We start from the raw sequence: 19,031 nt of genomic DNA on the forward strand, positions 1-19,031 counted from the left end.
TGGCTATCGGTAGTTCCCAGGTACGAACACAGGTTAATCACCTGGTCGCGGAAACAGTGCCCGTCGCTCAGCAGCCAAATTTCGGGTGTTGCAATGTCTTCAACCGTAATTTCTTTTTGCTTGTGCAGTTTGTGTCCGCTGTTGGCATAAATCAACATTTCTTCGTAAAACAGTGGTTTCTCCAGTATCTTTTCTTCATGAAGTGGAGTTACCAGAATACCCACGTCGATAAGGTCTTTGTGCAAAAGATTGATGATATTTTCGGTGGTTGCTTCCACAACCTTAATGAAAATATTCGGGTATTTCTTTTTGTAATTTCCAACAAAAATTGGGAGTAGGTACGGCGCAAGCGTTGGAATAATCCCAATGCGCAACATCCCTGAAACCTGGTTTTTATGGTCTTTTACAATGTTGTTTATCTCTTCGGCCTGTTTTAAAACCACACGCGCTTGTTCAATAATCCGAACACCAACATCGGTTGGGATTAGCGGTTGTTTACTCCTGTCGAAAATAATGATCTCGAGGTCTTCTTCCAGCTTTTTAATTTGCATGGAAAGCGTTGGCTGTGTGATAAAACAAGATTCAGCAGCTTTGCCAAAATGACGATGGGTGTCAACGGCAACTATATACTCTAATTGGGTTAGGGTAATCATGGCGTAAGTCGATTTTTGATTTAAAGATAGAAAAAATCTATAATTCTGAGCCTTAAGTTGAGGTTAATTCAATTTAGTAAAATAAATACGCTTGTAAGGTATTGAAAATTAGTTGCTAAATGCAGGTTTGTTGGCGATACCACTCGAATGCAGCCACTGATAATGCATTCGAAATATTTAACGATTTACACCCGCCGGGCATGGGAATGTACACACTTTTATTGGCCATTTTAATAATGTTTTCGGGGAGTCCGTGCGATTCGCTTCCCGCAAGGAGTATGGTTTTTGGTGATAGTTTTTCGCGGTAAATATTTGTGGCTCCGTCGCAGGTCTCCACAATGGTGAGCTGAAAATCGGCACCCAGCAGTTCAATAAAATCGTTTTCTGAAATAAAGCGCCACTTCATCTGGTCGTATGAAAATCCGGCGGTCTTTTTAATTTTAGATTCACGGTGATTTTCCGATTCGCGAACGAACAAAACTTCCTGAGCTCCAAGATTATGAGCCAAGCGAATTATTTTGCCAATATTCTCGGAATTCGACAAGTGCCAGGCCGCAATTATAATGGCGCTGCTTTCGGGAAATTTCTCGTCGTCTTTCGCATTAAAAAACTGTACAGAATTGGTGTTCATGATAATAAACCGGCTTTTCTTCGTTACTATTTAAAATACTACTTTTGTGCAAAAGGAAAGTTGTCAAAAATAAACAATTATATACGAATGAAGATTTCTGTTCAATACTTGGTGCTTTTAGTGCTAATAATTTTTGTTTCATGTGGCCCGTCGGATGAAGATAAGGCGCGTGTAAAGATCGATCTGGCGAAAAATCTGCTGGCTAAAAGCGATACGGCTGAAGCGATTCGTCAGTTAGACAGTATTCCGAAACTGTACCCGGAGGCCATGTATTCGGCCAATGCCGCTAAAAATCTGTTGCAGGAAGTTCGTTTTGAGGTCATGCAACGGAAAGAGGCAGAGTTGGATTCGGTAAACGTGCAGGTTGCAGAACTGGAAAAATCGTTTGTAAAAGAGAAAACCGAATTCGACCGTTATGAACAATACACGCATAAACGCCAAACATTTAAGCGTGCGTGGGATCGCTCGTACATTCAAGTGCATTTAGATGAGCGTGGCGAGTTGTATTTGAGTAGTAATTATCATGGCGAAAACTGGTTGAATCACACCGGACTTCGTGTGTACGACAGCGGCGATGATGCTAAAACAGAAGAGATTCCGATTGGTTCGGTTGATAACCATCGCAGCGATTTTATGGAAGCCAAGTGGGAAAAAGTATCGTACCGAAACGGAAAAGACAATGGCGTTATTGAGTTTATAGCCAATAATGTTGACCGCAACCTGAAAGCTGTTTTTCTGGGGAACGAGTACTACTATATTATTCTGGAAACCTACGATAAAGAAGCTGTTCGTGATGCGCTGGCTTTATCAAAAGCTATTAAAAAACGCAATAAACTGGAACAGGAGGTAAAAGCGTTGGGGCAGAAGATTAATTTTCAGCAATAATCTGAAAGCGTATGAAGAATTCAACGGCAGTAATTTTAGGCATTTTTATGGTGCTGGCCTTTGGTTTGTTTGGTGTGTTTTTCAAACAATCGCGGCAACAGCAGCAAACAGTAAAAGTGGTGGGTTATGCTACTCACGAATTCGAAAGCAACGTGGTGAAATGGACTGTGAGTCTTTCGCAACGTGTTTCCATGTCGGGTACTGAAGAAGGTTACCGCCTGATGGCTAAAAAGCTCGGAACATTCAAAAAAGTTTGGGAGAGCACAGGCATTTCTACCGACGAATTTAAAGTGTTTCCAATAAGTGTAAACCGCGAGTATTCAAATGGCGGGCAATCGGGTTACAACCTCACACAACGTATTTATATTCTTTCTGACGATTTAAAAAAGATTGAGGAAATCGCCATCGACCCGGCGGTTTTTGTAAATGCAGGACTGGCTTTCGATAATTCGCAAATGGAATTTTTTAGCACTGAGCTGGAAGAAATTAAAAAGGAGTTGCTTGGTGCGGCAACACAAAATGCCCGCGAACGCGCCGATCTGATTGTATCTACAACCGACTTAAAGGTAGATAAGCTGCTTTCGGCACGTAGTGGCGTTTTTCAAATCACAGAACCTTATTCTACTGAAGTGGCCGGTTATGGTGTGCACAATACCAGTTCGCCAACCAAAAACATTAAAGTTACCGTATCGGCCGAATTCTCATTGAAATAAAACCAGAATTTATGCTTGTCAGAACATTTAAGGTTTTTGTCGGATTTATTATTCTCCTCACCATTTCAGGGTGTGGCAATAAAAACCCCGAAAAATTGAGTGTTGAGGCGTTGCCAATTGATGCTGTGGTTAATGGAAATATTCTTTCCGGGCCTTCAGCGCTTAACGATTCCGACCGTTTTGTTTGGGGCGGCAGCGTATTAAAAGGCGACGACGGAAAATACCACATGATATACAATGTTTTTGAATGTGGCGATTCATTGCCGGCGTTTACCAATGGCTGGGTACTTGGCTCGAAACTGGCTTATGCCATTTCGGATTATCCTGATCGTGATTTTCAGTTTAAAAAAATAGTATTGCGTGGTCGTGCTCTCGAAGGCGACAGCACTGCCTGGGACGCTCAAATGGTATCGAATCCGCATCTGAAAAAGTTTAACGGAAAATATTACCTGTATTTTATCGGCTCGAAAGATCCGGGTGTGCAGCCCGCAGGTTCGCCCGGCGAAAAGCTGAGCAAACGAAACCGTGTTCAGCAAAACCAAAAAATTGCGGTTATCGAGTTTGATAGTTTCGAGGATCTGATGGAAGGAAATTTTAGCCGCCCCGACGAGCCTTTGCTAGCGCCCCGAACCCGTGTGAAGCCTGATAATATTGTTAATCCGTCGCCGGAAGGAACGCAGCCAAAACCCGACAATATTATTGTGGTAAATCCTGCAGTAACTTATCGCCCGGACGATGGGAAATACCTGCTGTATTTTAAAGGAAACCTTTACGACCCAAACTGGCGCGGTGTTCACGGTGTTGCTCTGTCTGATTCGCCAACAGGACCATTTACACCGCTTGATGATATTATTTTTGATTTCAGGACAGAGGACGGGAAAATTGCATCGGCCGAAGATCCGTATGTTTGGTATCACAAAACGCAACAGAAATTTTATGCCGTATTCAAGGATTTTTCGGGCAAAATTACCGGTGCAGATCCGGGTTTGGCAATTCTTGAATCAACCGACGGAATAAAATGGACAAAACCTGCCGATCCGTTTTTTATGAAAAAGCAAGTGGTGCTACAATTGGGCGATACCATAAAAGTAGATCGTTTGGAGCGTCCGCAATTGTTAATTGACGAAGAAGGGAATCCGGAGGTTCTTTACGCAGCCTGTTCCATTATCAATATTAACCCGACCAAAAAAGGCGAATCGTTTAATGTGCAAATTCCACTTCGGAATAAGTAACGGGAATTCTATTATTTTTGGCCTCAAAATTATAGCCGGCAAAACCAAGAGTTTTACGGCCAACTAACAATTTGTTTATTCGCATGAGCCAAAATCCCAGCAGAGCAAAACAAGCAAAACTGATTCGGAATTTCAGAAAGATACACCGCATTACAGGTGTTGTATTATTTGTATTTTTCCTGTTTGTATCCGTTTCCGGAATTTTATTGACGTGGAAAAAGAACAGTGGTGGTCTTATTTTGGCCAAGTCGCAAAAGGGAACTTCAACCGAGTTGAGCGAATGGCTGCCCATCGACAGTTTGCATACAATTGCCCTTCAGGTTTTCCGCGATTCTATTTCGGCTGAAGGCGTGCCTGAACTGGATAAAATAGATGTCCGACAAAACAAGGGGATGGTAAAATTTGTGTTTGAAGAAGGTTATTGGGGTGTTCAGTTAGATGGTGCCACCGGAGCGGTTCTGCAAATTGAACGCCGCTGGTCGGATTTAGTCGAAAATATACACGATGGTTCGGTGCTCGATCACTGGTTTCGGACTGATGGAGGACTGAAACTTTTTTATTCCAGCATTACAGGTTTGGCGCTGTTGTTATTCAGTGTAACCGGATTTTGGTTGTGGTACGGGCCAAAACGTATGCGGAGAAAAATAGAACGCTGATGACACGGATTTTTGGGATATTCGCCGATTTGGAATTACCCTTTGCGTTTGATCTTTAATTTCTGCCCTATATACAATCCGCGATCGTTTTTCAGCTGATTTAGTCGCATTATCTCATCGGCCGAAATTCCTGCATATTTTTGAGCAATGTCCCACAAGGTATCGCCTTTTCGCACCGTGTAATACTCGTAGTTCGGATCAAGTGGTTTTGTTTCGCGCGTTGTCGTTGTTGTAGACGTTTTTCCGATCGATGCCTGTTTCTGAGCAAAACTCATAGAAGTAACTTTCTCATACTTTTCCTTGTCTTTTTCAGGAACGTAAATAGCCAGTTTCTGGCCCACACGAATCATATCTCGACTGATGTTGTTCCAGTACCGTAAATCGGATGCGCGCACATGAAACCACGACGATATAAAACCAACGTTATCGCCTGCTTTAACGGTGTAAACAACCTTTGCTTTTCCTTTTATATCAACAGGCGTAAAATAGCTGCTGTTGCTGGTTGTTGGATCCATTAAAGTATTGTTGGGGAAGTATTTATTGCGCTCGTAAGCAAAAATTGCGGTGTCAAGATCAACAAAATCCAGGATCACATCATTCGGTAAAACCAGCGGATATGGTTTGCTTGCTTTAGCCGGAATAACATCGCGGCGATACATTGGATTGAGTGCACGTAGTTGTTCCTTTTCGATATGCAGTTTTGCGCTAACCTGATCGAAGTGCAGGTAGTCGTTCACCATTATGGTATCAACCGATAGCTCGATCTCCGGGTAACGCGGAACGAGATTGTGTTCCTTGTAATATTCGAAGGTGTAAGTTGCCGCAATAAATGCCGGCACGTAACCTCTGGTTTCGCGTGGCAGGCGGTAGTAGATTTCCCAGTAATTTCTTTTGCCTCCCGAGCGGCGGATGGCACGGTTTACATTTCCGGGGCCACAGTTGTAGGCTGCAATGGCTAAATGCCAGTCGCCATAAATGTCGTGCAATTTTGTAAGATAGCGGGCAGCAGCATCGGTTGCTTTTATCGGGTCGCGGCGCTCGTCGACAAACGAAGTAATCTCCAGTTTCATGTTGCGGGCAGTGCCGTACATAAATTGCCACAAACCGTTTGCGCCAACTCTCGAACGCGCCGTTGGATTTAATGCCGATTCAATAATGGCCAGGTATTTTATCTCCAGCGGCATGTCGTATTTATCCAGCGTTTCCTCAAAAATAGGGAAGTAGTAGGCCGATAAGCCAAGCATCACCTCAACGAGGTCACGACGCTTTTCGGAGTACATTTTTATGTAGTTTTTCACCACTTTATTGTACGACAGATCAACAACCTGTTCAATGTCTTTTAAGCGGTTGATGTAGACTGAATCGGGCAGGTTTTTAGGGAAATCGAGTGTTGTTACTTCCGAACGATCGAAATTAAAGCGGTTCTGAATATCCCACGAGCTCATCATGCTGTCCATCTGGTCTGAAAGGACAGGATTCAGCATATCGTCAACATCTAATTCGTTAAAACCAACAGTGTCTGTCTGCAGTTTTAAGTCATCTAATGTTAGCGCCGTGTCAACTTCCTGCGCAAGTGCATTCGTAAAAAATAAAATCGAAAATATATAAATCGTAAAATATCTCATCTTAAAAAGTAAAAGTGCAACTTACACCATAAACGTATTGAAAATTCTGGTATTGCATTGTAGGCTGCCAGTTAAAAGTCAGGTCTTCGCTGATATCAAAATCGTACAAGTGTGCGTCAACGCTTGCATCGATGATGTTCAGTCCGTAAAATCCAATGATACTGATAATTAGCAAGTCGCGATTACGCCGGTAGTAACTTTGTTGTTTGTCGAGCCCGGATTTAAAATTGTTGTAATGAGTAGGGTTATTTAAGTCGTAATACTGCGCAGCCTCCAAATCCATATACGAATTTGTTGGATCGTCTGGTCCGTATGGTCCGTCTCCATCAGTTAAATCTGCGTATGCCTGACGCATAATTGTGTAGTTGTCGTTGTTCCAGTGAATAAAATAACCTATGGTTCCGAAACCTGCATAAATTAACGGAATTTTCCAGTATTTTTTGTTGTACGCCTGTCCAAGTCCCGGTAAAAATGTAGAATAGAGGGTTGCTTTTTTAGGCGAATGTTCAACCTTTGTTGGTACTTCATTTGCCTGTGCAATAAAAGCAGAATCCTGCGCAGTGGTTTGCCCCAGCAAGTTAATACTGAAAAACAATGGCAGGCTAAGAAGCAATATTTTTGAAAAAAAACCGCGTTTAATCACACTAATAATTTTGCGCAAAAATAGAAAATACCCTTAGTAATTGTGTGATCCTTAAGGTTTATTTTTGATTTTCAATTATTTTAACAATTCTTTCCAGGTCGGCTTCCGACTTAAACGGAATGGTAATCTTTCCTTTTCCTTTCTCGTTCATCGAGAAATCGATACGTCGGCTGAAAATTTTATCGAGCTGCGTTTTAATAATCTTAAACTCTTTTGGGAACTTGGGTTTTTTCGTGTCGCCAGTTTTCTCTTCGCTTGAATTTAAATCGCGAACAACTTCTTCAACTTTGCGAACGGAAAGCCCGTGTTTTATAATCTGCTCGAAGATCATGATCTGCGTATCGGCATCATCGATATTAATGATGGCACGCGCATGACCCATCGATATTTCTTTGTCGATCAATCCTTTTTGTACAATGGCCGGAAGTTTTAATAAACGCAGGTAGTTGGCAATAGTGGAGCGTTTTTTACCCACACGTCCGCTTAGTTCTTCCTGGGTGTATTCCAACTCGTCCATCAGGCGTTGGTAGCTTAGTGCAATTTCGATAGAATCGAGGTCTTCGCGCTGAATGTTTTCAACCAGCGCCATTTCCAACATTCCATCGTCTTTGGCTTTGCGCACATAAGCCGGTATTTTATTCAGTCCTGCCAGTTGCGATGCCCTAAAACGGCGTTCTCCGGCAATGATCTGGTATTTGTCGTCGCCAACTTTTCGTAAGGTAATGGGCTGTATCAACCCGATTTCTTTGATGGAAGCCGAAAGTTCTGCCAGTGCCTCTTCATCAAATTTCGATCGGGGTTGAAAAGGATTTGCTTCTATCTTGCTTAATTCAATTTCATCCAGTCCGGCGCCTTGCTGCATTTTTTCAGCATCGTCGATAAGTGCGCCTAATCCTCTTCCAAGTGCATTCCTTTTTGCCATCATACTTACTTAAGAATGTTTAATTTATAACAACATTGTCTTTCGACATTTTAGTCATGGCATTGCGCTGTAAAATTTCGCGCGCCAGGTTCATGTGGTTAATTGCTCCTTTCGAGCTTGCATCGTAAAGTACCACCGGCTTTCCGTAACTTGGTGCTTCACTTAATTTTACGTTACGCTGAATTACAGTGTCGAATACCATTTCCTGGAAGTGGTGTTTTACTTCCTCCAAAACCTGGTTCGACAGGTTCAAACGACCGTCGTACATGGTTAACAGGAATCCTTCGATACTCAATTCCGGGTTCAACCGGTTTTGAATGATCTTGATCGTATTCAGCAGTTTTCCAAGTCCTTCCAATGCAAAATATTCGCACTGAACAGGAATAATTACAGAATCAGACGCAGTCAGGGCATTTACGGTAATTAATCCCAATGATGGTGAGCAATCGATAAAAATAAAATCGTATTTGTCTTTTATGGTTTCCAATGCCGATTTTAGCACTTTCTCGCGATTAGGCAGGTTTAGCATTTCAATTTCAGCACCCACCAAGTCAATGTGCGAAGGAATCAAATCGAGATTGTCGATGCCGGTGTGTAAAACCGCTTTTTCGGCTTCCACCTCATTTACAATACATTCGTAAATGCTTGATTGCACATTTCTCAGGTCGAATCCCAATCCCGATGTGGCATTTGCCTGCGGATCGGCATCAATAATCAGGACTTTTTGTTCAAGTACTGCCAGACTTGCAGCCAGATTAATTGTTGTGGTTGTTTTACCAACTCCTCCCTTCTGGTTTGCTAACGAAATTATTTTTCCCATTTATAGCGTCTTTTTTATTCTTGAGCGGTTTCAAAGTTAACAATTTACAGATAACCAAAGTGAAATTTTAGGGGCGGGCAGGGGGATAATTTGGTAAGCGCTTGGATTTGAACAGAAAAGCGCTTAAATTTTTTGAGATTTCATCTCTTTTTTAAGCTGTGTTTGATCCACCGGAACAACACCAACTTTCTCGCAAACCAATCCGCCTGCCAGGTTCGACATTAATGCCATAGTTTTTGGTGGAAGTCCTGCTGCCATTGCTAAACTGGCTACTCCGATTACCGTATCGCCGGCTCCCGAAACGTCAGCAATGTCGCGAATTGCAACCGGATAATATTGCTCTTTTACACCGTTGCTGATAAAAACTCCTAGTTCAGAAAGTGTAATAAAAATCAGTTTTAACTGCATCTCCTTTTTAAAGGTTTCAGCCGCTTCTTTCAGGCCTTCCAAATCGCCTTTTTTAAGTGGCAATCCGGTGCCGTCGACAAACTCTTTAAAATTGGGTTTAAAGAGCGATACATTTTTATAGTTTCTGAAGTTGCGTTTTTTGGGATCAACAGCTGTTGGAATACCTTTTTCCTGTGCCAGTGCGTTAATGGTTTTAAACAAATTCGGCGTAACCACACCTTTGTCGTAATCAACAAAAACGATCACATCAACCGGATTGATTTCGATCTCCTTTTTGATGGCGTTGATCAATTTGTTTTCCATCTCTTCCGAAATGTAATCGATTGATTCTTCGTCAACCCGAACAATTTGTTTTCCCGAACTGATAATCCGGTTTTTAACGGTTGTGTTTCGTGTAGGATCGACAAAAATTCCCTCGGCAGAAACGTTTCGTTTTTCCAGAAGATTTTGAAATTCTTTCCCGTTATCGTCGTTACCAACAACTGCAAAAAGAATTGGAGTAGCTCCCAGCGCCTGAATATTTCGCGATACATTTGCCGCACCACCTAAACGGTTTTCACGGGTTGTTACGGATACAATAGGTACAGGAGCCTCGGGTGATAAGCGATCTACTTTTCCCCAAAGGTAGGTGTCAACCATCGCGTCGCCAATTACTATGGCACGCATTTTTGAAAATCGGTCGAATATTTCGTTTACTTCTGCTTTGTTCACAAAACGATGTTAAGGCCACAAAACTAAGAAAAAAACAGTGGTAGAAAAATGCCAAAACGCAAAAGTTATTATGTTTTTAGATATCATTGTAAGTAAAACGAACCAAAATATTTTATGGTTGAGTTGGATGTTAGATAATAGACATTAAATCCTAGATATTGGATATTTTTTGCGATTGGCTTTTAAAATGTTGAAGATCCAATATTCAATTTATAATTTCCAAAGTAGTGAATCCTTTGGGTATTGATTGTTGATTCTGTGTGGTTATTCGATTACTAGGCCGGATCGACATCGATATTAAAAACGCAACTGCTGTTTGAAGGAAGATGCCTAACTGCTTTAACTGCAGCGGTGATTTCTTTTTTAACCAGGTCGAGGTTGAGTTTGCGATCGATCTTTATCCATATCTCTTTGTGGTGCCACAATTGAATGCGGCTGATTAACGGATATTCCGGTCCCATAACAATCAACTGTTTATGTTTCCGCAGTTGTTGAGCCAGCTGGTTGGCAGCGCGATCAACGGTTTGAACATTTTTATGTTTTACCACAATTTTCACCAGTCGGTAAAAGGGCGGGTATTTAAAGAGCTGACGTTCTTCAAACTGCTCTTTTAACGTAGCCTGGTAGTTTTGCTCACGAATCAATTCAATTAGCGGGTGATCGGGTTGCGAAGTTTGAATAACCACTTTTCCCTGTTTGTGTTTTCGCCCGGCGCGGCCTGCCACTTGCGAAATAAGCTGATAAGCGCGTTCGTGAGCACGAAAATCTGGGAAATTGATCAGGTTGTCGGCATTTAAAATTCCCACAACACTTACGTGTTCAAAGTCCAGTCCTTTGGTTACCATTTGTGTCCCGATCAGTATATTTGTTTTTCGTTCCTCGAGATTTTTAACGATTTTGGCAAAGGCGTTTTTCGATTGCGTGGTGTCCAAATCCATGCGCGCAATTCGTGCATTTCGGAACAGCGATTTCAACTCATCCTCAATTTTTTCGGTTCCGTAACCCCGTGTTTTTAACTCGGGCGAACCGCAATTATCGCATTTATCAGGCAGCTGGTAGCTAAAACCGCAATAGTGGCAACTCAGCCGTCGTTTGTATTTGTGATAGGTGAGACTTACGTCGCAATTGCGGCATTTAGGAATATCGCCGCAGGAGAAACATTCAACGTAAGGCGAATAACCACGCCGGTTTTGAAACAGGATGATCTGTTCGTTTTTCTCCAGTGCCGTTTCCATCATTTCAAAAAGTTCGGGCGTTAAAAAGGAACGCATTTGTTTGCGTTTATACGCGCGTTTTATATCGGCAACCAGAATCTCAGGAAGTTCCATTTCCGAGTGGCGCTTCATCAGATTTACCAGTCCGTATTTGTTTTTTAGTGCGTTGTAATACGATTCGAATGAGGGCGTTGCTGAGCCTAACAAAACTTTTGCATCGTTCTGATAGCCCAAAACCACGGCCATGTCGCGGGCATTGTAGCGCGGTGCCGGATCGAATTGTTTGAATGAATTTTCATGTTCCTCGTCAACAATCACAATTCCAAGTTTCGAGAAAGGTAAAAATACGGCCGAACGTGCACCTAAAACTAACTGGTAACCTTCTTTCGGATTATCGTTGAACTGCATCACTTTCTCCCAAATTTCAACACGCTCCTGGCTGTTTAGTTTCGAGTGGTAAATGCCCACTTTGTTGCCGAAAACATTTTTCAGTCGTTTTACAATTTGTGTGGTGAGTGCAATTTCCGGAACGAGATACAAGGCCTGTCTTCCGGTTTTAATGATCTCATCAATAAGATGAATGTAAATCTCCGTTTTGCCACTGGCCGTAATTCCGTGAATCAGCGTAACCTGCTGCGTTTCGAAAGTGGTTTTTATTTCTTCGTAAGCTTTTGCCTGGTGTTTGTTCAGCAAATTAATACTTACCTGTTCGATTTTTTCTTCCTCCAGCCGCGAGACTTGTTTCTGGTGTTCTGCCAGTATTTTCTTTTTTGCTAACTCCTTCACAAGATTTGGCGAAAAAGCGGTTCCGGCAAGCAATTCTTTTTTGGGTATTTGATTAATCTGCTCGTCGGAAAAAGCGTTGGTAACCGTACAAAAATGAAAAAGCAGTTCCTGTTGCTTTTTGGCACGCTTCAACGAATCGGCCTTTTCCTGAAGCACTTTTTCGGAAGAAATGCTGCTGTGCAGTTTTATAAAAGACTCGGTTTTTGGTTTGTATTTGCTGCTGATCTTTTCTTCGGCGTAAACCACTTTTTTATCCATCAACGAGCGCAGTGCCTGGTACGAAAATTCGGTTCCTAGTTTGTGCTCTATATCCGAAAGTTGCGAAACATCTTCCTGCAATTGCCGGATGATCAATTCTTCTTTTGGACTCAGATTTACCGGTTCGTCAACACCGGTTAAGAAAAGTTTCGATTTGCTTTCAAGCTTTAATCCGGTTGGCAGCGCTGCCCGAAATACGTCGCCCAGCGTGCAGCAATAATACTGCGCCAACCATTGCCACAACTTAAAATTTACCGGAAAAATTATCGGGTGTTCATCAAGGATTTCCTGAACTTCCTTAATCTCAAAATCATCCGGTTTTTTATCCGAAAGCGAGATGACCAGAGCTGCGTACAACTTCTTTTTGCCAAACTGCACAATTACCCGTTTCCCCGGAGCAATTTCGTTCTCCAGCGATGCAGGTACTTTGTAGGTAAAACTATCGTGCAACGACAGTGGTAATATGACTTGTGCAAAAAGTTCAGGCATAAAAAATATTTGCCTAAAAGTACGTGAATTTATGGAATAAGCTTAATCGAAGTTGGTGTGGATCCATTTTTCCACATCTTCCATCAGCCAGTTGGGTGTTGAAGTAGCTCCGCAAATACCCACCGACTTAATGCCGTCAAACCATTCCTGTTTAATTTCGTCGAGATTTGAGATGAAATACGAATCGTCATTTACTTCTTTGCAAATCGTGTAAAGGTATTGTCCGTTGGAGCTTTTTCGGCCGGCAACAAACAGGATCATATCAAAACGCTCGGCGAATTTTTTCAGGTTTGGAACGCGGTTCGATACCTGCCGGCAAATGGTGTCTTTTATTTCAACCGGAACTCCCGGCTCGGTAGTTTCTTTTACTTTTTGAGCAATTTCATGGAAGTCCTCAATTCGTTTGGTAGTTTGCGAATACAGCGAAACCGGACGACTTTTGTCGATCTTATCCACGTCGGCAATGCTTTCGATAATGATTGCGTTGTGTTTGGTTTGCCCGTTCAAACCTTCAATTTCGGCGTGTCCTTTTTTGCCGTAAATAACCACCTGACCTTCGATTTGCGAATGTTTGGAATACGAACTTTTTACTTTCTCCTGCAGTGTTAACACCACTGGGCAGGTCGCATCGATTAATTCTACATTGTTGGCTTTGGCATATTCGTAGGTTTCCGGCGGCTCGCCATGCGCGCGGATTAAAACTTTACAATTGCTGAGGGTGAAAAACTCCTCTTTCGAAATCGACTTCAATCCCATTTTTTCAAGACGCTCCACTTCCATCCCGTTGTGAACGATATCGCCCAAACAATACAGTTGGTTCGTATCCTTCAACTCATCCTCCGCTGCTTTGATTGCGTTGATCACGCCAAAACAAAATCCCGATCTTCTATCTATCTCAACAATCATTTTCCTTCAGTAATTTCTTTTACCTTGTTAACGGCCCAGTCCAATTGTTGTTCGCGCGTTAGCTCACTATTATCAAGAATAAGTGCGTCATCGGCTTGTTTTAAGGGACCTACAGCGCGAGTAGAATCGATTTTATCGCGCCCCTCAACATTGGCTAAAATCTCCTCGAAGTTTACTTTGTCTCCTTTTTCTGTGAGTTCGAGGTAGCGGCGCTGCGCACGAATTTCGGGCGAGGCGGTCATAAATATTTTTAGCTCGGCATGGGGGAAAACCACTGTGCCAATATCGCGGCCATCCATCACAATGCCTTTGTTTTTGCCATTTTCGCGCTGCTGGCGCACCATTTCGTGGCGCACCTCGGCAATGGTACTAATTGGGCTTACATTCTCCGAAACTTTCAACTGACGGATCTCATCTTCCACATTTTCGCCATTCAGAAAAGTGGTGTTCTTGCCAGCTTTTTCGTCCCATTTAAAGGTGATTTTTATGTCTTTTAACCCGTCGATAACCTTTTGTGTGTCGGGAATTTTATTTTCGATCCAGCCGTTTCGCAGGGCGACCAACGTAACTACACGGTACATGGCACCGGTGTCGATATAAACGTAACCCAACCGCTGTGCAAGCGATTTGGCCATGGTACTTTTTCCGCAAGACGAGTGGCCATCGATGGCGATGATAATCTTTTTGTCGTTCATGTTTCTTTTAGGAATTTGAAGCAAAGATGGGGAAATTTTAATTAAGATTCAATTGTCTGATTTAGGTGTTTCTAAATAAATTCTGGAGAATTAAAATTCATTGAGAAATGCATGTTTTTATTGTTTGCAAATATGCAATTGGTCTGTTGTTGGGGTTGACTGTAAATCAATATTGTAGCTTTTGTCCTCATGCCGGACGGGCAGTTCCTTTTGCATTCGATCAAAAGGAACCAAAAATCTTGTCAAAAAATAACCTTTGCGTTTTTTCAATTTGGCTAATTAGCCCGATTGACGGATTTTTGACGAGCCCGCACGAGATTTGCCTTCAAGGCCGCCTTCGGGAAAAAGCGTTAAGAAAATCAATGGAGAGAACGTCAAGAAATCAAGTTTGTTCGACGCTCGTTAGACCGAAGGAACGAAGGGCTAAAAGGAGGAGTTTCTTGATTTTAGTGAAAGGAATTTATTTTTTGGCTTTTTATCGTCAGCGGTGGCTTTTTTGAATCCTTTTTCATGTGATTAGGATTGTTCAAGGTTGGCATCACATGTAATTCGCAAGCTCATTTCAGCTATAGGAAAAAGGATTTCCTGTCTGGAAAGACGATTGGTTGATGGATCGAACTATAATCGATTTTAAAAAATGGGAGGCTGTTTTAGAAATGGTAGATTATTTCAATTAGAAATTGTTATTCAAATTAACCGATACTGAAAACAGGTTAGACGAGCCTGCCAAATGGAAACGGGAAATGGCATAATCAAAATGGAAACGTTTGATTTTTAATCCGAATCCTGCCGAAAATCCAACTGTTGAAGCTTTGTTGTCGAATTTTAATTCCTGTCGTCGTTGATAGTTATATCCCACACGCAATGTGAAATTTTCCGAAGGAAGAATTTCAGCTCCCAACACCAGGTGGCGCATGGTTTGTTTGGCAAATCCTTCTTCGCGCTGGTGAATGGTTTCGCCGTTAAACTCCTCTTCTTCATCTCCCGATGCCAAATCCCAGTGGTTAAGGTGCTGCAAAGTAGCCGAGAAAATAAGCGGGGCATGTTGTAACCGCTTGCTGATTCCTGCCTGAATGTTCAGCGGAATACGTTCGCGATCAGCTCCGTCGTAGTACGTAGAAATTTGTGTTCCGAAGTTGCGCACCACCAGAGCTACGTTTGTATATTCATCCTTGCTGGCAAAGCTGGCACCCAAATCGGCAGCAATTCCAAACGATTGGTAGGTTTCGAACGACGATAAAATTGGTTTCAGGTTGATCCCGTACTTCAGTCGTTTGTAACTGTTCGAATAAATGAGGTTCAAGGCGTATTCAGCGGCTTTAAAAGTAGCACCGGTAAGTTCGCCTCCTTCCGTAGCTTCATCAAACTGCCCGTAATTAATGTAGTGCATACCCACGGCAAAATTCCCAATTCCTTCATATGTTTTAGCGTACGAGGCATAACCATAATTGACATCGGCTAGGTAATTTACGTAATTCACTAATACGCGGTTGTCCATATCTTCGTGGAGCAGAGCCGGATTAGCGTAGGGCAGGTTGAGGTCTTCCGAATCGAGAATTGCAATTTGAGTTCCTCCCAAAGCGGCAATTCGTGCCGAGTTTGTCAGCTCCAAAAACTGGTAAGTGTACTCACCTCCAATTTGGGCCTTTCCCGCCAACATCGAAAAACAAAAGAGTATAAAAAGGTAAATTTTTCGCTTCATGCGCGATCGTCATTTTTTCTAAAACGCCAAAGGTATTTAATTATTATTATAGGGGAAACAGATTGGGAAAATTATCAGAGGATTTGAACACTGATGACGCTGGTTGTGCTGATTTTCGCTGTTTTTATACTGTAATTGATCTTGACATATGGAGTGTAAAACACTAAGTACGAGGCAACCGCTCCGGCCAAATATTAGGTAACTCTCCACTAAACCCGATTTCGGGTAGATTGTCAATCAGCTTCATTTCTTCTTTTGTAAGCTCAAAATCGAATAAGTTCATATTGTCCAGAATTCGTTCGTTGGTGGTTGATTTTGGGATAACCACTACATCGTGCTGCGTAATCCAGCGTAAGCAAACTTTGGCGATGGATTGATTATGATTCTGTGCAATTTGCTGCAAAGTTTCGTTATCGAATACACGCCCGCGCGCCAGTGGCGACCAGGCTTCAATAACAATGTTGTGTTTTTTGCAGTATTCTGTCAGTTCCGGTTGCCAGTATCCAGGGTGAAACTCAATTTGGTTTACTGCCGGTTTTACATTGGCCGTTTGGAACAAAGCATCAAAATGCTCCTGAAAGAAATTGCTTACGCCAATCGATTTTATCTTTCCTTCGGCCTGCAATTCTTCCATGGCGCGCCAGGTGTCGGCGTTGGTTTTTTGCCAGTTATCGTAGTTGCGGGCATTTGCGGGCCAATGTATCAGGTACAGATCGATGTAATCCAGGTCGAGCTTTTTTAGTGATTTTTCCAGTTCCGTTTTTGTGGATTCATAACCCAAACACTCGCGCCATAACTTGGTGGTTACAATGATCTCTTCACGTGGAATGCCACTGGCTTTAATTCCTTTGCCAACGGCTTCTTCGTTAAAATAAAAAGCAGCCGTGTCGATTAAACGGTAGCCATTTTGCAGAGCAAAACTTACTGCTTCAATTCCTTCTTGTTCTTCTGATTTATAGGTTCCGAAACCAATAATTGGTAGCTCGTTTCCATCGTTTAAAAGTAGTTTTTTCATAAAGTGTAATTTTAGTTGGTTGTTGGGGTTTCAAAATAAATCGAAGTGGTCGTTAAAGTATACAAATATTAGTAATACTATTACCAGTCCAATTGCAATACTCAGCATTATCTTCCGATTGCTGTTCTTCCTTTCTTCTTCCAGTTTCGATCGAAGTTCCTTTTTGTAACTATCCGAGTATATTTTGCTTTTCAAAAAAGAAAAATTCCGTTTTTTTATGTGGTAATAATTGCCTACTTCCGGGCCGGCTGAAGGAGAGCCTCCACCACCGTCAGGTTTGCTTCGTTTCCCAAGATACTTTCTGGGTTTCATTGTTGAAATCCAGCGTTGCATTCCGAGGCCGTTGTATCCCATGTGTTGGTTTTTGTTGTTATGCCTTAAAGTTAGAAATTTTCCTTCTTTAATTCCTCAAAAACTTCCAGCACCACCGGGCAGGTTTCGCAGTTTTTATGCGACAGATCGAGAATCTGATAAAATCGTTTACGGTCGGTGTGTGGATATTCGCGGCAAGCTTTGGGGCGGCTTTCGTAAACCATACAATAGTTGTCGGGCATCAGAAAAGGGCAGGGGTGCTCCTTAAAAACATAGTCGCCGTCTTCATCTACTTTGATGTATTGCTCCGTAAAATCGGGTAATTTCATTTTCAGGTGTTTGGCCAGACGCTCAATGTCTTTAACAATGAGTCGTGGCCCGATAGTTTTGCAGCAGTTGGCGCAATCCAGACAGTCGAAATTATCAAACGCTTCGTAATGCAGTGCATGCACCACATCATCAAGCCGCTTTGGTTTTTTCTTTTTCAGCTTTTTCAGCACGGCGTTGGTTTCCGGCCTGCTTTTGTCAGTAAGCAGTTTTAATTCTTCCGGTGTTTTAAAATCGATATTCATTTTGGCTGCAATTTAAATAAAAACTTTCTTTACCCCTCACCCTGTCGGGAGCTCCCCTCACAAGGGGAGCCTGTCGTTGGGATATTTCTTTGCTTCAAATCAAGGCTGTTTTCCCTTACAAAGGGAAAATGTCGATAGACAAAAGGGTAGAGTGAAAATTCGAGTTTATTTCTGGTGAATTTCAACAGCTTTTTTGTTACCGTTGGTATCTCTTTTCTTAATCTGCGACAGGAATAGTCCCGTTACTACCACAATAATTCCGACGATTTTATGGAAACCCAATTCATCTTTCAGAATAAAATAGGCCATTACTGCCACAAAAACCGGTACAAGATTTACAAAGGTATTGGCGCGCGTAACTCCAAGCTGACGCAGGCCTTTTGTGAAGAACACAAAGGCGAGAGTAGATGAAAATATGGCCAGCAAAACAATGGCTCTAAATGCCTGTGCATGAAATGGTGTGTTCAGAAAATCCTGAAAATCGATGGTGAGCCAGATGGGCAAAAACAGCAGTGTGCCGATTATATTCTGGTAGGCAATAATAGTCAAGGTATTGTACTTGTCGGCCAATTGTTTTAGAATAAGTGCAAAGCTGATGGAGGCGATAACGGCCATAAATTCGAGGCCAACACCCAGGGGCGAAGCATCAAACCCAAATTGCCCGTTGGTTACAACGAGTCCAACTCCGGCAAATGAAAAAATAATACCGACCACAGTCATAACCCTGATCTTTTCTTTGTAAAATATCCAGGTTGCAATGGGCGTAAAAAGCGGTATGGTAGCAACAATTACGGCAGCAACGGTCGACGATACATATTTCAGCCCGTAACTTTCGCCAAGGAAATACAGAAACGGCTCGAAAAAGGCCATAAAAAAGAACAACTTGTAATCTTCCTTTTTTACTTTCTGCAGCTTTTTTAGCGATAGTGCCATGAGGATAATAAGTGCCGACGAAATTGCCAGCCTGAAAATAACCACGGTAATGGGTTTGTAAGCAAGGAAAGCAATTTTGAACCAAACAAACGAAAGGCTCCAGCAAAAAACCGCCGCAAGTGCAAACAGAATGGCAAGAAGATCTTTATTTTTCATGTAATAAACATTGTTTTATCCTTAGGCAACATTTGGAACTGGTTTAAGTTTTTGCTGCCGTAAATTTAATTTTCATGCTTTTTATTGAATCCGA

At 42.2% G+C, this 19,031-nt stretch carries 19 protein-coding genes; 4 read left to right on the plus strand and 15 right to left on the minus strand.

The features are described from left to right. Together QZ576_RS08405 and QZ576_RS08410 are read right to left on the minus strand one after the other, a co-directional pair. Nucleotides 1-653: LysR substrate-binding domain-containing protein (locus QZ576_RS08405; RefSeq protein WP_297096018.1), on the minus strand; the 653-nt coding region annotated here is incomplete at its 3' end. Nucleotides 654-768: 115 nt separating this feature from the next. Beyond that, a complete protein-coding gene (locus QZ576_RS08410; protein ID WP_297096020.1) occupies nt 769-1,284 on the minus strand; it encodes a TrmH family RNA methyltransferase in 516 nt (171 codons plus the stop codon). 87 nt (nt 1,285-1,371) lie between these two features. Between QZ576_RS08410 and QZ576_RS08415 the strand changes: the two genes are divergently transcribed. The 4 genes from QZ576_RS08415 (at nt 1,372) to QZ576_RS08430 (ending at nt 4,770) form a co-directional block, all read left to right on the plus strand. Beyond that, nucleotides 1,372-2,169 (plus strand): hypothetical protein, encoded by a 798-nt coding sequence (locus QZ576_RS08415; protein WP_297096023.1) that lies wholly within the window; start codon nt 1,372-1,374, stop codon nt 2,167-2,169. A gap of 11 nt (nt 2,170-2,180) precedes the next feature. Beyond that, entirely contained in the window at nt 2,181-2,882 is a 702-nt protein-coding gene (locus tag QZ576_RS08420; protein WP_297096025.1) for an SIMPL domain-containing protein, read from the plus strand. 11 nt (nt 2,883-2,893) lie between these two features. Next, a complete protein-coding gene (locus QZ576_RS08425; protein ID WP_297096027.1) occupies nt 2,894-4,114 on the plus strand; it encodes a glycoside hydrolase family protein in 1,221 nt (406 codons plus the stop codon). An 83-nt stretch (nt 4,115-4,197) separates the two neighbouring features. After that, nucleotides 4,198-4,770, plus strand: a complete 573-nt coding sequence (locus tag QZ576_RS08430) for a PepSY domain-containing protein (protein WP_297096029.1) — start codon at nt 4,198-4,200, stop codon at nt 4,768-4,770. Nucleotides 4,771-4,805: 35 nt separating this feature from the next. On the opposite strand, the gene QZ576_RS08435 is transcribed toward QZ576_RS08430, so the two are convergent. The 13 genes from QZ576_RS08435 to QZ576_RS08495 form a co-directional block, all read right to left on the minus strand. Further along, a complete protein-coding gene (locus QZ576_RS08435) occupies nt 4,806-6,395 on the minus strand; it encodes a lytic transglycosylase domain-containing protein (RefSeq protein ID WP_297096031.1) in 1,590 nt (529 codons plus the stop codon). Nucleotide 6,396: 1 nt separating this feature from the next. Continuing rightward, nucleotides 6,397-7,038: a DUF5683 domain-containing protein gene (locus tag QZ576_RS08440; protein WP_297096033.1), complete on the minus strand. Its 642-nt coding sequence runs from the start codon at nt 7,036-7,038 to the stop codon at nt 6,397-6,399. Between the two features lie 58 nt (nt 7,039-7,096). Beyond that, complete coding sequence (locus tag QZ576_RS08445; protein WP_297096035.1) at nt 7,097-7,963, minus strand: ParB/RepB/Spo0J family partition protein; 867 nt, start codon at nt 7,961-7,963, stop codon at nt 7,097-7,099. Between the two features lie 16 nt (nt 7,964-7,979). After that, complete coding sequence (locus tag QZ576_RS08450) at nt 7,980-8,780, minus strand: ParA family protein (RefSeq protein WP_297096036.1); 801 nt, start codon at nt 8,778-8,780, stop codon at nt 7,980-7,982. A gap of 123 nt (nt 8,781-8,903) precedes the next feature. Next, nucleotides 8,904-9,899: a bifunctional heptose 7-phosphate kinase/heptose 1-phosphate adenyltransferase gene (locus QZ576_RS08455; RefSeq protein ID WP_297096038.1), complete on the minus strand. Its 996-nt coding sequence runs from the start codon at nt 9,897-9,899 to the stop codon at nt 8,904-8,906. 275 nt (nt 9,900-10,174) lie between these two features. Continuing rightward, complete coding sequence (gene priA, locus QZ576_RS08460) at nt 10,175-12,646, minus strand: primosomal protein N' (protein WP_297096040.1); 2,472 nt, start codon at nt 12,644-12,646, stop codon at nt 10,175-10,177. Nucleotides 12,647-12,688: 42 nt separating this feature from the next. After that, nucleotides 12,689-13,552 carry a 4-hydroxy-3-methylbut-2-enyl diphosphate reductase gene (locus tag QZ576_RS08465; RefSeq protein WP_297096042.1) on the minus strand — a complete coding sequence of 288 codons (864 nt, stop codon included), beginning with the start codon at nt 13,550-13,552 and terminating at the stop codon, nt 12,689-12,691. After that, the gene (gene cmk / locus QZ576_RS08470) at nt 13,549-14,247 is read right to left on the minus strand and encodes a (d)CMP kinase (RefSeq protein WP_297096043.1); all 699 of its coding nucleotides are present in this window, start codon (nt 14,245-14,247) and stop codon (nt 13,549-13,551) included. Before cmk ends, QZ576_RS08465 begins: the two co-directional genes overlap by 4 nt. 673 nt (nt 14,248-14,920) lie before the next feature. Continuing rightward, complete coding sequence (porQ, locus tag QZ576_RS08475) at nt 14,921-15,949, minus strand: type IX secretion system protein PorQ (protein WP_297096045.1); 1,029 nt, start codon at nt 15,947-15,949, stop codon at nt 14,921-14,923. A 163-nt stretch (nt 15,950-16,112) separates the two neighbouring features. After that, entirely contained in the window at nt 16,113-16,964 is an 852-nt protein-coding gene (locus QZ576_RS08480; protein ID WP_297096047.1) for an aldo/keto reductase, read from the minus strand. Nucleotides 16,965-16,994: 30 nt separating this feature from the next. Beyond that, complete coding sequence (locus QZ576_RS08485) at nt 16,995-17,318, minus strand: hypothetical protein (protein WP_297096049.1); 324 nt, start codon at nt 17,316-17,318, stop codon at nt 16,995-16,997. Nucleotides 17,319-17,347: 29 nt separating this feature from the next. Beyond that, nucleotides 17,348-17,848, minus strand: coding sequence for a YkgJ family cysteine cluster protein (locus tag QZ576_RS08490; protein ID WP_297096051.1), 501 nt, complete (start codon nt 17,846-17,848; stop codon nt 17,348-17,350). A 165-nt stretch (nt 17,849-18,013) separates the two neighbouring features. Beyond that, nucleotides 18,014-18,937, minus strand: a complete 924-nt coding sequence (locus QZ576_RS08495) for a DMT family transporter (protein ID WP_297096053.1) — start codon at nt 18,935-18,937, stop codon at nt 18,014-18,016. Between the last annotated feature and the right edge of the window lie 94 nt (nt 18,938-19,031).

Origin of the sequence: uncultured Draconibacterium sp., from assembly GCF_913060805.1 — a bacterium.
Classification (GTDB): Bacteria; Bacteroidota; Bacteroidia; order Bacteroidales; family Prolixibacteraceae; genus Draconibacterium.

Bases quoted from the DNA above. Each gene is read 5' to 3' on its own strand.
- QZ576_RS08415 (WP_297096023.1), top strand. From the start codon at position 1,372: ATGAAGATTTCTGTTCAATACTTGGTGCTTTTAGTGCTAATAATTTTT.
- QZ576_RS08430 (WP_297096029.1), top strand. From the start codon at position 4,198: ATGAGCCAAAATCCCAGCAGAGCAAAACAAGCAAAACTGATTCGGAAT.
- QZ576_RS08425 (WP_297096027.1), top strand. From the start codon at position 2,894: ATGCTTGTCAGAACATTTAAGGTTTTTGTCGGATTTATTATTCTCCTC.
- QZ576_RS08420 (WP_297096025.1), top strand. From the start codon at position 2,181: ATGAAGAATTCAACGGCAGTAATTTTAGGCATTTTTATGGTGCTGGCC.
- cmk (WP_297096043.1), bottom strand. From the start codon at position 14,247: ATGAACGACAAAAAGATTATCATCGCCATCGATGGCCACTCGTCTTGC.
- QZ576_RS08485 (WP_297096049.1), bottom strand. From the start codon at position 17,318: ATGGGATACAACGGCCTCGGAATGCAACGCTGGATTTCAACAATGAAA.
- QZ576_RS08495 (WP_297096053.1), bottom strand. From the start codon at position 18,937: ATGAAAAATAAAGATCTTCTTGCCATTCTGTTTGCACTTGCGGCGGTT.
- QZ576_RS08435 (WP_297096031.1), bottom strand. From the start codon at position 6,395: ATGAGATATTTTACGATTTATATATTTTCGATTTTATTTTTTACGAAT.
- priA (WP_297096040.1), bottom strand. From the start codon at position 12,646: ATGCCTGAACTTTTTGCACAAGTCATATTACCACTGTCGTTGCACGAT.
- QZ576_RS08410 (WP_297096020.1), bottom strand. From the start codon at position 1,284: ATGAACACCAATTCTGTACAGTTTTTTAATGCGAAAGACGACGAGAAA.
- QZ576_RS08450 (WP_297096036.1), bottom strand. From the start codon at position 8,780: ATGGGAAAAATAATTTCGTTAGCAAACCAGAAGGGAGGAGTTGGTAAA.
- porQ (WP_297096045.1), bottom strand. From the start codon at position 15,949: ATGAAGCGAAAAATTTACCTTTTTATACTCTTTTGTTTTTCGATGTTG.
- QZ576_RS08480 (WP_297096047.1), bottom strand. From the start codon at position 16,964: ATGAAAAAACTACTTTTAAACGATGGAAACGAGCTACCAATTATTGGT.
- QZ576_RS08465 (WP_297096042.1), bottom strand. From the start codon at position 13,552: ATGATTGTTGAGATAGATAGAAGATCGGGATTTTGTTTTGGCGTGATC.
- QZ576_RS08490 (WP_297096051.1), bottom strand. From the start codon at position 17,848: ATGAATATCGATTTTAAAACACCGGAAGAATTAAAACTGCTTACTGAC.
- QZ576_RS08445 (WP_297096035.1), bottom strand. From the start codon at position 7,963: ATGATGGCAAAAAGGAATGCACTTGGAAGAGGATTAGGCGCACTTATC.